This window comes from Haliscomenobacter sp., assembly GCF_965225875.1.
Classification (GTDB): domain Bacteria; phylum Bacteroidota; class Bacteroidia; order Chitinophagales; family Saprospiraceae; genus Haliscomenobacter.
The window spans coordinates 2625154-2637784 of sequence record NZ_CBDDBS010000003.1 but is presented as its reverse complement, the minus strand read 5'-3'; the positions used below and the strand labels follow the sequence as shown (position 1 = coordinate 2637784).

The 12631-nt window shown below is 43.6% G+C and carries 10 protein-coding genes; 3 read left to right on the top strand and 7 right to left on the bottom strand.

The features are described 5' to 3' along the window. The first annotated feature begins 38 nt into the window (after positions 1-38). Entirely contained in the window at positions 39-1661 is a 1623-nt protein-coding gene (locus tag ACO08K_RS30535) for a leucine-rich repeat domain-containing protein (RefSeq protein WP_421800296.1), read from the top strand. A 205-nt stretch (positions 1662-1866) separates the two neighbouring features. Beyond that, complete coding sequence (locus ACO08K_RS30530; RefSeq protein ID WP_421800295.1) at positions 1867-2589, top strand: hypothetical protein; 723 nt, start codon at positions 1867-1869, stop codon at positions 2587-2589. 142 nt (positions 2590-2731) lie between these two features. On the opposite strand, the gene gmd is transcribed toward ACO08K_RS30530, so the two are convergent. Further along, entirely contained in the window at positions 2732-3850 is a 1119-nt protein-coding gene (gene gmd, locus ACO08K_RS30525; protein WP_421800294.1) for a GDP-mannose 4,6-dehydratase, read from the bottom strand. 193 nt (positions 3851-4043) lie between these two features. Between gmd and ACO08K_RS30520 the strand changes: the two genes are divergently transcribed. Beyond that, positions 4044-4760, top strand: coding sequence for an FkbM family methyltransferase (locus ACO08K_RS30520; RefSeq protein ID WP_421800293.1), 717 nt, complete (start codon positions 4044-4046; stop codon positions 4758-4760). A 59-nt stretch (positions 4761-4819) separates the two neighbouring features. Here the strand turns inward: ACO08K_RS30520 and ACO08K_RS30515 are convergent, their stop codons facing one another. The 6 genes from ACO08K_RS30515 to ACO08K_RS30490 all read right to left on the bottom strand — a co-directional run bounded on the left by ACO08K_RS30515 (position 4820) and on the right by ACO08K_RS30490 (position 12630). Further along, entirely contained in the window at positions 4820-7603 is a 2784-nt protein-coding gene (locus ACO08K_RS30515) for a right-handed parallel beta-helix repeat-containing protein (RefSeq protein ID WP_421800292.1), read from the bottom strand. 200 nt (positions 7604-7803) lie between these two features. Further along, positions 7804-8574: a class I SAM-dependent methyltransferase gene (locus ACO08K_RS30510; RefSeq protein ID WP_421800291.1), complete on the bottom strand. Its 771-nt coding sequence runs from the start codon at positions 8572-8574 to the stop codon at positions 7804-7806. A 25-nt stretch (positions 8575-8599) separates the two neighbouring features. Then, positions 8600-9361, bottom strand: coding sequence for a WecB/TagA/CpsF family glycosyltransferase (locus ACO08K_RS30505; protein WP_421800290.1), 762 nt, complete (start codon positions 9359-9361; stop codon positions 8600-8602). Continuing rightward, positions 9349-10467, bottom strand: a complete 1119-nt coding sequence (locus ACO08K_RS30500) for a glycosyltransferase (RefSeq protein WP_421800289.1) — start codon at positions 10465-10467, stop codon at positions 9349-9351. Before ACO08K_RS30500 ends, ACO08K_RS30505 begins: the two co-directional genes overlap by 13 nt. Positions 10468-10490: 23 nt before the next feature. Continuing rightward, positions 10491-11414 carry a glycosyltransferase family 2 protein gene (locus ACO08K_RS30495; RefSeq protein ID WP_421800288.1) on the bottom strand — a complete coding sequence of 308 codons (924 nt, stop codon included), beginning with the start codon at positions 11412-11414 and terminating at the stop codon, positions 10491-10493. A gap of 58 nt (positions 11415-11472) precedes the next feature. Then, complete coding sequence (locus ACO08K_RS30490; protein ID WP_421800287.1) at positions 11473-12630, bottom strand: glycosyltransferase family 4 protein; 1158 nt, start codon at positions 12628-12630, stop codon at positions 11473-11475. Position 12631 lies beyond the last annotated feature (1 nt).

The window sequence follows — 12631 nt, the reverse complement described above, 5'->3', positions numbered from 1 at the left end:
ATTCATTCCATCAAAACTCTCCCCATTAAACCACCATTATGAACCACCAAAACCTCACTACTACCTTACTAGACGAAGGCATCTCCATGTCTTTTAAAGCAGCCATTGAGCGATACAAGTTAGGGCATTTTCCTGACTACATTCTGGAGAAATACGAAAATCAGCTGGTTTACGTGTTTGAAAATGAGGTGTATACTTCAAGTTTGGAAATGGATGTCACCTTTATGTCCGAATCCTACTACGGCGCTATTTTCCTAAAAAACCTGCATGCTGAGGGGTACATCATTCAGGAAGAAACCGATTATGGCCCACTGATCATCGTGCAGGGCGATATTAAGGCAAAGAACCTCTTTGTAAGCGGCGGAGATTGCTACTTCAGGGGTAACGTGAGTGTAGCTCAAACCTTAGTAGCTGGCGTGTACAACCACGGTGAACTGACCATAAACGGGCAAATAGAAGCCGATTTGATTCTGTCTTTTGACCACTCGTTTACCTATACAGCTGCACATATAAAAAGGGGCATCGTGGTGGGTCTACAGCCATCCATTGAACATCCCGAGTTTCAAGTCTATGATTTCCAGGATGTCTTGGAGAAGAAGTACTACCTGCCTGGAGAAGAAGTCCTCAACACAGACCAGGTATTAAAGGCGATGAGAAAGGGGCAAACTTTATTAAAAAATACGACCTTATTGACCCCTTTAGAGCGGCAAATACTTAAAGCCAGGCAATCCAATACCGCAAAAGCAAATTTGGGTGGAATGGGGCTGAAAGACATTCCCCAAGCATTGTTTGAGCTGACCGAGTTAACCGTCCTGGATTTATCCTGTAATTACTTAGAAAGCCTTCCAGCGGAGATTTTAGGGTTCAAACAGTTGACCAAAATAAACCTGTTTGACTGTGAATTTGAGGTATTCCCCGAGGTATTGCTACAAATGCCGAGCCTTCAGGAAATCAATTTGGGTAAAAATGCCCTGTCCCGTTTGCCTGATGATTTGGCGAAACTGTCTGGCTTGAAAAAAATAGGGTTGTACAAATGCCATTTAAACGAATTTCCAGAGCAGTTTTACCAGATGACCAAGCTGGAAGAAATAGACCTTTCATATCAGGAAGAACAACCCGCTTTGACCATCAAGCAGTCTTTGCCTGCCTTAAAAACCCTGCACCTCAATGCTAACTTTGGTGCCAACATCCAGGCCGTTTTACCGAATTTACAGGACCTGAGCATGCGGAATTGCTCGTTAAAAGAATTTCCAGAATCGATTCTCAGCAGTAAAAAATTAAAAAAACTAGACCTCAGCCTCAACCGGCACATGCTTGATTTTCCGGCGGAAATAGAAAATCTCCAACAGTTGCGGGAGTTTCGTTTTACGATGAACGACCACAAACCCGCTCACTTTGAGCAATTGAACAAGTTGCCAAAACTGCATAAATTATGGATTCAATTGCCCTTTGGCCCGCCGCATTGGTTTTTGGACATTCTACAAATAGAACATTGGACCGAATTGTTCATCGAAGGGAAGCTGGACAATCCGGTGATCTGGAAGGAAATCCTGAAACGGAAACAGCTCGCCAAATTGGCGAAAGTCAGTCAATTTGGTGAGGAGATTCTGAATATTGAACAGGGCCGAAGGGAGTTGAAAGTCTCACCAAATGCTAAATAAGTCAATGCATCATTCAGGTATTGACAACCATAAATAAAATGTAAATGAGAAAAGGAACAATGCTAACAATGCTGATCGTCGCAACTTAGAACTTGGAAACGCCTCTTCCAACCACACACCTGGCCTGCACGTCTAAACATTAATATAGTGGGGACTTGATTGCAATAAGTTAAACTCAAATTAATTAACAATTAAATTATGGGCCATGCAAAGACTACTTTTATTGCTTTTTTTGGGCTCCTTTGCTCAATTTGCAGCCAGCCAAAACCAAGCTAGCCTCGAACTTTTACATTATTCCCGTTATGAAAAACACGCAGATTACACCAGCCGTTATGGTGAGCGCTCGTACACCAATTCCATGCAGCTTTGGGGAATGAGTTACGGATTTTCAATGTCTTATGTATTTCCTGTAAACAGGTGGTTCAAGCTAAAGGCAGGAGTCGGCTATCATCAGCTGGGAATTGATAAAGTGCGGAGTTCATCTCCCTGGAGTGACGATATTCCATCCCGAACAATTGACTATACGCATCCCACTGGTATTCAGCCTTTATTCAACACCGACCAATACCAGTACAACAATCTTGCTGGTTCAGTAGGATTTTCCTGTGAACACACTTTGAATGACAAAATAGCTTTGAACTTTGGAGCTGATTGTACTTATTATTACACCTTTTCGCAGCGCTATCGGATTACATACGACAACACTGCTTTGAAGACTAAAAACGCCAGACCCCTGGGTTTTGGAAGCTCTGCTTACTTCGGTTTGATTCAAAAAATTCAACCAAGTCAATATTACATCAACCCCGGAGTGCTTATTCCCGTATACCAGCAATTAAGTGGTGACAGCGTCTTTCGGGAAAACGACATCAGCATGCATAAATGGTTCAAAGGCATTGGTTTGTTTATGGCCCTGGGGAAATACTTTTAAGCAAGGAACAAGCATTCCTGCTAGCCCAAGGGTGTTTTTCTACAACCTCCCAACAAACTCACCCATACACCCCGCTCGGTTACTTTTATCCCGCTATGTAGATTTTACTTGATTGTTCCATTTTTTTTCGTTGTGCTTTGGCTCATTCAAATTCATTTTTTACCATAAAACCTGCTTCCCTGAGTACCCGATTCTGCTGGAACAAATCCAGATCGGCGGCAACCATCTCTTTGACGAGCCCGTCCAAACCATAATTGGGCACCCAGCCCAGCTTCTCCCTGGCCTTGCTGCTATCTCCGAGTAAGAGTTCCACTTCGGCCAGGCGAAAATAACGTGGATCGATGGCCACTACTTCACGCCCCGGGCGCAAGAAAAACTCCGGCTTGTTTGATTCCGCAACAATGCCGATCTCCTCCCGACCACTTCCCTTAAATTCTAGTTCTACCCCGATCTCCTGAAATGCCAGGCGCACAAAATCGCGAACACTGGTGGCGACTCCGGTGGAGATCACGAAATCCTCAGGTTTGGGCTGTTGAAGCATCAGCCACATGGCTTCGACGTAGTCTTTGGCATGGCCCCAGTCGCGGCGGGCGTCCAGGTTTCCGAGGTAGAGTTTGTCTTGCAAACCCAAGCCAATTTTGGCGACTGCACGGGTTATTTTGCGGGTCACGAAGGTCTCACCCCTCAGGGGGCTTTCGTGGTTGAACAAAATGCCGTTGCAAGCATACATGTTGTAGGCCTCCCGGTAGTTGACGGTAATCCAATAGGCGTACAATTTGGCTACGCCATAAGGTGAGCGAGGATAAAAAGGCGTACGCTCGGTTTGGGGTACTTCCTGCACCAGGCCGTACAACTCGGAAGTGGAGGCCTGATAAAACTTCGTTTTTTCCGTTAAGCCCAACAAGCGAATCGCTTCCAGGAGGCGGAGCGCTCCCGTACCATCGGCGTTTGCGGTGTATTCTGGCGATTCAAAACTAACCTGTACATGGGATTGTGCGCCCAGGTTGTAGATTTCATCCGGCTGCACTTCCTGAACAATACGTATGACGTTTGTTGAATCGGTCAAGTCGCCGTAATGCAGGAAAAAAGTCAAGTCCCCCTCGTGAGGATCTTGATAAAGGTGATCAATGCGGGTAGTATTGAACAAAGAAGAGCGTCGTTTGATGCCGTGCACTTCATAACCTTTGGCCAATAACAACTCACTGAGGTAGGCACCATCCTGGCCAGTCACCCCGGTAATCAAGGCTCTTTTTTTAGACATTTTATGTGGTTTATGTGATTTACACCGATATTCAGATTAAAAAGGGCTCGTTTGGCCGCTTTGATGATTTTTTTAAAAAAAACTGGCAAAAAAACCTTATATTTATACTTAGACCCTGTGCTGAAAGATGCACGAAATCAGCGCTTTATCAAGCCTGGAAGCAGCGGTTTTATTTTTAAACTTTAAAGTCCACATGAGAAAATTGATTCAACAAATACTGAGGAAAAACGGGTTTCAAATCAGTAAATACCCTGATGACGATTCCGTAATACGAATGAAAATGATGACGCATTTTAATATAGATACCTTGTTAGATATTGGCGCCAATATTGGACAATACGCGCTCAGAATGAGGGCAATGGGATACCAAAAAAAAATCATCTCATTTGAACCTTTAAAAAGTGCTTTTGAGGAATTAAAGAAGGCTTCATTCAATGACCACACTTGGCTGATCAACAATTACGCTTTGGGCAGCGAAGACACCAGCAGTACCATCAACGTTGCGAATAATTCTTTCAGTAGTTCGATTTTAAATATGCTGCCCGCGCACCTCAGCAGCGCTCCCGAATCTAAATATGTAGCGAAGGAGGAAATTGACATCAAAAAAATTGACTCGATCTTCAAGGCTTTTTGTGCCAAGGGGGAAAGTGTAATGATAAAAATTGATACCCAGGGCTATGAGAAAAACGTATTGGACGGTGCCAGTGAATCTTTGGATGACATTAAAATCATTCAACTGGAAATGTCCATTGCGCCATTGTATGAAAATGAAATGACCTACCTTGAAATGATTAAATACCTCGACAACAAGGGCTATCAGTTGTTTAACCTGGAGAATGGGTTTACGGATTCGATTACTGGCCAGTTGCGGCAAGTGGATGGCATTTTTGTGCAAAAACATATTTTGTAACCCAGCTGTAAAATTGGGGCTCTTATGATTGATTTACTCATTCATAAGAGCCCCAAAAATTAATAGTTAGAGTTGATTACCATAAAAGGAAGCACCTCTTTGAGCAAATTTTCCGAATGAACAAGGTAGTACGTTCCAGACGCCACATCCGCTGGGAGGTTCCAGTTGATTAGATTCCACCCAAGAACGGTTTCTGCCTGTATCGTTTTAATGATCCTACCCAATTGATCAACGATAGTGAAAGTGACCCTGGGCTTTTCGGTGTACATTTTGATGCTCAGAGCGCTCTGCTCTTTGGACAAAACATTGGGATAAATCAGCCATTTAGACTCATCCACTGGAGTTCGAAAGTTGCTGCTTAGGGTTGCTTCATTTGCTACAGGAATCGGAACTGTCTGAGGGACTTTTACCAAAACGATGGATTCAAAAGGCTTCAACACCAGTTCACCCGAATGTGTTCTTTTTTCAACATCCAAATAGTTGGCCCCCAATTGGATGGTTTTGTTGGTCAGCGTTGGATTGTATTCAAAACGGATGTGATCATCCGGGTTGACCATACTGGCGCTGGCTTCCATCAGCTTTACATTGTCCAGCCAATAGGAAAAATTATCACTGGCTGCCTGAAACATGATGCAGGCAGCAGTTTCCGAGGCTGGAAAGGAAAAAAGTACTTCATATTCTGTCCGCGTAGGGGTAATTCGGATGGTTTTTACGGTAGACAAGGTTTTCCAGGGAGAGTTAACTTGCCGCAAAAAGACCTCAATATGGGTTTCCACCTGCCCGATTGCACTGAAGCGGAGGATGTACTGTTTGGTTTTAGTAACTGCCCCACACTCAAGGGCGAGCAAACCTGAAGTTGAACCCGTAATTTTCATGGCCCTTTGATCCAGTGCACTGGTCGTGCTCCAGGTAGTACGGCAGGCCCCATCGGCAGACCAACAGTAGACATTGATCGGGCTGGTTTCAAATCCACCATTGGGGTATTTATTCAAACTTTCGTTCACGGACAGCACCTTATAAGGTTTTATTTTTAGCGGACTTCCGCCAGCTTCCTGGTTGCTACCCGTTACCAATTGGGGGCTTTTTACATCGTAGAATCGTTTCTTCCGATTGCCGCTGTAGTCGTCATATTCGGAAATGATGGTCAAATCATCATCAAACGGACGAGCATAATAGTTCCCTGAAAAGTTGCCCAAGCTTGCGAAGTCATTCGTCAAAGACTTGTAATAAGCACTGACCTGTTCTTGCTTTTTGGAAAAAAACTGGTTGTCAGTAACCGTTAAATCCGAAACCGGGCCAGCCAAATGGTCGTGAACGGTCAGCAGTTGAATCCCATTGTTGAACAATAGGTTGTTCTGAATTTGCAGGCTTCTGGAATTGTGAATGAAGATTCCATTGTTCTTACAATTGGCCACCGTGTTGTCAAAAACTTCCACGTTGGTTGAATTGTCATCCAGGTAAATCCCTTCGGCTGGCAAATAGTTGGGGTCGTTGGTGCCTTCCGGAGCAGCAAGGCCATTGAGAACGATATTGCCAATAATGCTTCGTTTGAAAAAAAGCGTGTTGTTGCCCCCGGTCCAGGTATAAATTCCGGCACCATCGTCCAAAATGGTACAGAAGGTATCGATCAAATTGTTCTTGATGAGGTTGGAGTCACCAAAAAAGCGGATTCCAGCATATCCGGTATTGATGATGGTATTGTTCTGCGCCACCAAACCTTTGGTATAACTGACAATCCCATAAGCTTGGCCCAAAATCATACCCGGATCAATGCCAGAATTGCGGATGCTGTTGTTTTTCAAAACAGCATGTGGGTTGTTGTAATTCAGATTGACCGCTTTGCTATTCGAGTAATTGATGCTGCAATTTTCCAATACAAAATTGGAACGTCCAGACAATTGAATGGCGTCGATTCCCGAGTATAAAATCTGGGAATTGGTAATTTTTAGATTGTGCAGGTTTGACCAATCACAAAATACGCCGTATCGGTTGGCCCCTCTGATGGTTAAATTGTCGATCACGAGGTTGCTCGTTCTGGGTTCAATCAACACATCAATGGTTCCCACTTCCACCTTAAAATTGGCGGCATTGTTGCTGCCCAAAAAAACATTGAGCTTTTTGGTGGAAGGATTGTAAAACCACTCTCCAAACTTGTCTAAAGTTTTTAAGTGATTTTGTACAAAATAACCATAACCATCCATCAACCCATTGGGAAGTGCTGCACTAAAGTTGAGCTGTTTTTTGGAGTGGGATGTTATTTTCACCTTGTCGATCGTGTACCGGGTGCTTCGGAGCACCAGTTCTGCGTTGCTCCAGTTGATGCTGGTAGAAAGTTGGTTGTCCACAATAAAGTTGCTGCCGTGGGATTCAAAATTCAGGTACCCTTTATTGACTGCATTTGCATTCGGGTAGCGGCCCATGGCCTGGTTGATCCCATTGATGACGACCAAATTCACCGCTGATTGGTTGGCCAAAACAGGACTTTCGTAGATCCCTCCTCCAATCGATTTCCAGTTCGAAATGGTAGTAAATCCGCTGATCACGGGCTTTTCGCCCTGACCATAAGCCCCTATTACAATGGGCGATAGGGGAGACCCTGATTTGGATGTTTGAATGGTTCCGAAAAATACTTCGCCCCGTTTGAATAGAATCGAATCTCCGGGTTGAAGCTCGGCAAAAAAGGCATTTAATTTGGCGGTGGTCCGCCAGGGCGTTTGTGGATTCTGGGCCTCCAAAGGGCTCCTGGAATCGTCGCCACGGGCGTTAGAAAGGTAATAATTGTTTGCTAGGCACTGCCATGAACCCCATAGCAGTAGCAATGAAGAAAGCGTGAACTGTTTCATAATCGGCTTGTTTGTTCTTGTTACTCGCCTTTGGAACGAGTAGCGCCGACCTTTAGTATTTAGCTTATTTTTTTAACTCATAGGCAATCAGTGATTTATGTAATTTTTGGTATCGATTGAACCAATAATTCAACTTTTTTGGAATATCTAAAAAGGGGTTTTATCCCCCTTTGTTTTCCCCCTCAATCGATAAACATTCTTCATTTCTGGCTTAAATGCCCCCAACTTGGGTCAAAAGGCAGTACCCCATCCGAAGCATAAAAATAAAGATTGTGCCTTGAGGGATAAATGGTTTCAAAAACTTTTACATGCCTGAAAAAGGGTTCAAAAAAACTTTTTAAATCTTCTTTTGACCTGAACACCCTTTCATTGTGAATGGATGTTTGTTTTCCAGTCAGGGGCTCAACGAGAGAATAGCCAGCCAAAACTCCGCCGGGTATTAATCTGGATTTGATGTTTTCCATTATTGTCACAATCTCCTCTTCGGTAAAAAGGGCAATTGCCGCATCCCATACAATGTTGTCAAATGAACCCTCCGGTAGCTGGTGTCGAATATCGCATAAACTAAATTCAATGTTTTTGGCCTGATTGTATCTTTTGGCGTGATCAATACACTCCTGGTCGTAGTCCACCGCAATGATTTTATCCGCTCTGATGGAATAAAAATGATAGGTATTGTACCCATCGCCGCAACACAATTCCAAAACATTGGCCCCTTGCTTCATCGGCAACAGCCCAAAGACCCCCCTTTCCACCCATAGTGGGTTTTGAGTTGCACTGAACTGATAAAATTGATCTCCATAATGGTCGTACCATTCTGGTTGAGGTTGGGTGCCCCACTCGTATTTCATCTGGACAGCATGTGCCAGGGATGCCATTCTTCGGGTTGTCCAGGAGATTCTTTTCAGGGACCTTACCACGAAGGATTTTCCAAAAATGTTGGTTAGCGTTTTACTTAAATGAGTTATCATGTTGTTGATTTTTGATCGGCCCAGGCTAGTTTATTGCTCTTTTTAACTTCGCTACAATCATGTCGTATATAAAAATGGGGCCATAATACAGGTATCTTTTCCAGAGGCGTTTGGGTTCACGAAGGAGCCGCCCTAGCCATTCCAGTCCCAGATTGATCCAGATTTGCTGGGGACGCCGGACACTGCCCGCATAAAAATCAAAAACAGCGCCGATGCAGCAGGTTAATCTTGTTTCCAAATCCGCGTGGAATTGGTAAGCCCATTTTTCTTGTTTGGGGGCGGTCATGCCGATGAACAAAACCTCTGCTTGAAAAGCATTTACAGCCTGGATCATTGCGCTGCTGTCTTCTTCCGAAAATGAAGCCTGGTAGGCCGGCGAAAAAAAGCCAGCTTCAACCAAGGGGTATTCTTTTGCCAATCGGTTTTGAATGCTTTGTAAAATGGCTTCGGAAGAGCCCAGATAAAAGCACCTTCCTGCTTTTTGGTTCAAGTAGGCCAAGAGGTATTGGTGCACATCCGCACCAGCAATTTTTTGGATACTTTTCCCATACAAAAACCGGACAGCAGCAGTAATGGCTACACCATCGGGGAGCAATATTTCAGCACCCAATAGTGCTTTTTTGAATTCCGGGTCTTTTTCCGCGATGCAATACGAGTATTGATTGATGGTATTGATGAGGGCTTTCTTTTCAAAAAAAAGATCATCCAGTGATCCTGAAAAGAGGGTATATTCCAAAAATGCAGTTGACTGAGCGGCTATTCTTTTTTTCATATTCAGGATAGACATTTCAGTATTCCCGATTTGAAATTTTCAACCATGTTTTCGATGCTGTATTTTTTAGCACTGACTTTACAGTAGGGCATCATAAGTTTGTAGTATCCATTTGACAACAAAGCCACAACTGCCTCCGAATAATCGGTTATGGAATGGTTCACCATAATGCCATTTTCCCCTTGTTCAAGGTATTCGATCTCCGGGCTATGGAAAGCATAATTGGTGGTTACGATGGGAGTTTCAAAAACAAAAGAATCCAGAATAGCCAATCCAACCAGGCCGGGCATTAAAAAGAGAGAAGCGATCTTAAAATAGACCACGCGGTCTTTGCCAAATTTGGATCCCACGTAATGCATCCAGGGATATTGGGCCGCAGCCTCGATGACTTTGGGCGCATCGATGCCTGCACCAATAAAAATCATCTGAAAATCGGGCAATTTTTCTTTGATCTTCAGGCAAGAGGCCAACAAAAAATCGATCTGTTTTTCGGGGTAGATGCCCCCGCAAAATATGCCGACATGCTCACCCACAATGCCAAGTTCAGCCTTGAGTTGCTCGACTTCGCTTGCACTGGTTTGTGCATACTGCTCCTGGAGCAGGGTGGTATCAATTGCATTTTGTACCGCAGTGATTTGGGTTGCCGGATACCCTTTTTCAATCAGAAATTCCTTTACCCCACGGGTATAGGCGAACCACCAGTTGCAATCGTGGAGGAAAAGGTTTTTAAATTGATTGCTCCGGCTGCCGGTAACATCTTGCCTATTTTGGCCATGTCCCCAAAAGCCCAGTTTGAGCTGCGAAAAATGCCGAACGAGCATCAACACATAATTTAGAATCAGCTTATTGGCGGATTCTACAATAACCAGGTCTTTGCCTTTCAATTCTTTTAGGCAGGGTTGCCAGATTAGGTCGGCTTTACCCAACTTGATGGTTTTATTGGGAATGTATTTGCTCCACCCCAAATCAACTTCATCATTTTTATACCCCTCTTTTTCGCTTCCTTTCCCGTAGACCAAAGACAATTCTACCCCTTCTTCCTGCAAGGATTTGCGGAGCCGATCAAAAAAATCCTTCCGGTACTGGACTAGTGACTGCTGAATGATTAAAACTTTTTTCATGGTGTGTTAGTGGATAGCACGGCCTACCGGGGTTTTAAATATTCGTGGTATTTTATGTTGAATAATCTTGCAAGTGCACCGATGCTTTCGGCGATTTTCAGGATGCCATAATACCTGTGCTTGAAATTTATGGGCGTGAGCAACGTTGCGAAAAAGCCAATTGGCAGATAAAAAAGACTGACAAATACCTTTCTGACTACTTTAATGTATTTTTTTTCCAACAAAAGAACATACATGTAGGAGTTGGCCAAGCGAAACTTGCGTTTGATCAACCAGTCCAGCGTTGCTCTTTTGCTGGGGATGGTTTCGTAAGCGACTGCTTTATTTGCCCAAAAAATCGTTGCTCTGTTTTTTATCGCGATTGCGCCAAAGTAGGAATCTTCGGCTCCCGTGGTATTGAAGCGGGGATCAAACTCCATTTGCTGAACGAGGAGAAAGCGGGTACGCATGATCAGGTTGCTGGAATAAATGAAATCCAGAATTAGCTGATCCTCAAATTTGAAGTAAAAAAACCACTCCGCAATCGCGGGCGAAACCTCTTTTTCAAAAACCGGAATCACTGGCCCTAAGGCGAAGTCCCCACCGTTGTTGACTACCGTGCGGATAAGTTCGTTTAACCATTCCGCGCTTACATATTCATCGTCATCGATACAGGCGATGTAGTCTGCTTCCAAAAACATGGCCCTTTTGATGATTTCATTTCTAACATTCGACAATCCTTTTTCTGGGTAATTAAAATAGTGTAAATGGTAAAATTCATCGGTATTGCTGGAGATCAGGCTGTTAATGACTGGTTCGGCGCTTCTGTCTACATCATTGTCCATAACCACGATGTCCAAATGCGCGATCAAGTAATGGTCGATATTGCAGGAAAAAATACTCTTCACCAGTTTTTCCAGCATGGCTGGTCTTTGGTAGCTTGGAATTCCAATCGTTAGTTTATACATCCTTTTTCTGGTTTGGGTTAGCCACGTTTACTAAACTTTTAAAGCTTAGTAAACGTAGCTACGACAGGGCTGAATAGATGGACTCCAGTATTTTTAGATTGGCTTCAGGGGTGTAATTTTTTTCATAAGTTGCTCTTGCCCCTAGCCTGTATTGTTTTTGTTTACTTTCTGGCAATGTATGCCAGTATTGTAATTTTTGAGCCAAATCAACGCTGTTTCCAGATTCAAAATGCAAACCATTGTCATGATCCACAACCATCGTTGACATTGCCCCTAAATTGCTGGCGATCACCGGAGTACCCGTTGAAAATGCCTCTAGTATGGTCAAAGGCATTCCTTCAAAACAAGTGGATGGAAAGACCAATGCCGTACACTTTCTCAATTCGTCGGGGACTTTGTCATGGAGTAATGGGCCTTTAAATTGTATGTTTGGGTAAAGCGCTTCATATGCTTTGACCTCTTGCTCCAATGGTCCATATCCGTAAATCAATAATTCAAATCCTGTTTCGGCGAATGCTTTCAATAACACATCGAGACCTTTTTCAGCGGATAATCGGGCGATAAAAACAAAGTGCTTTTTTCTATCGGTGTTGTCTTCAAATAGAAGATCAACAATTGAATTCCCCTTGATGACAAATTTATTTTCAGGAATCCCCAAAGTGGATTGTAGAAAAATGTTTTTCATGAAGGCCGAAAAAACCAGGTATTGATCGACCTTTTGCCAGGTTTTTAATCGTTTGTGCAAGTAGATGGTAAAAGCCAGGTAGAAAGATTGTAGGACTGAGTTTCTGTAAACCCCTTTGCTGACCGCTTTCCAGGGAAAATTTTGATGTACACTTTCTAAAAAAATGTGTCCATGGAAAAAAAGCGTCGCTGAAGGGCAGATGAGTCGGAAGTTGTGCAAGGACAACACGACGGGTACTTTTGCAAATTGGCAGGCAACCACTACAGCTGGGGAAGCAGCAAAATGCCAATTGTGCAAATGCACTACATCGGGCTGGAAGCTACGTATCTTATGGATTGTTTTGATGTAAGAAAAAAGATTGAAGGGTGAAATAAGTAGTGCAAAAAGCGCACTTATCGCATTACCCGGGTTTTGAAACCTCAATATTTCCACCTCCAATCCGGCTTCTTTGAGTAAGGACATTTCGGCGGCTACCACAGCCTCTTCTCCGCCTTTGCCCCGGTAAAATGTGTGGATGAGTAGGATTTTCATT

Bases quoted from the DNA above. Each gene is read 5' to 3' on its own strand.
- ACO08K_RS30535 (WP_421800296.1), top strand. From the start codon at position 39: ATGAACCACCAAAACCTCACTACTACCTTACTAGACGAAGGCATCTCC.
- ACO08K_RS30530 (WP_421800295.1), top strand. From the start codon at position 1,867: ATGCAAAGACTACTTTTATTGCTTTTTTTGGGCTCCTTTGCTCAATTT.
- gmd (WP_421800294.1), bottom strand. From the start codon at position 3,850: ATGTCTAAAAAAAGAGCCTTGATTACCGGGGTGACTGGCCAGGATGGT.
- ACO08K_RS30520 (WP_421800293.1), top strand. From the start codon at position 4,044: ATGAGAAAATTGATTCAACAAATACTGAGGAAAAACGGGTTTCAAATC.
- ACO08K_RS30515 (WP_421800292.1), bottom strand. From the start codon at position 7,603: ATGAAACAGTTCACGCTTTCTTCATTGCTACTGCTATGGGGTTCATGG.
- ACO08K_RS30510 (WP_421800291.1), bottom strand. From the start codon at position 8,574: ATGATAACTCATTTAAGTAAAACGCTAACCAACATTTTTGGAAAATCC.
- ACO08K_RS30505 (WP_421800290.1), bottom strand. From the start codon at position 9,361: ATGTCTATCCTGAATATGAAAAAAAGAATAGCCGCTCAGTCAACTGCA.
- ACO08K_RS30500 (WP_421800289.1), bottom strand. From the start codon at position 10,467: ATGAAAAAAGTTTTAATCATTCAGCAGTCACTAGTCCAGTACCGGAAG.
- ACO08K_RS30495 (WP_421800288.1), bottom strand. From the start codon at position 11,414: ATGTATAAACTAACGATTGGAATTCCAAGCTACCAAAGACCAGCCATG.
- ACO08K_RS30490 (WP_421800287.1), bottom strand. From the start codon at position 12,630: ATGAAAATCCTACTCATCCACACATTTTACCGGGGCAAAGGCGGAGAA.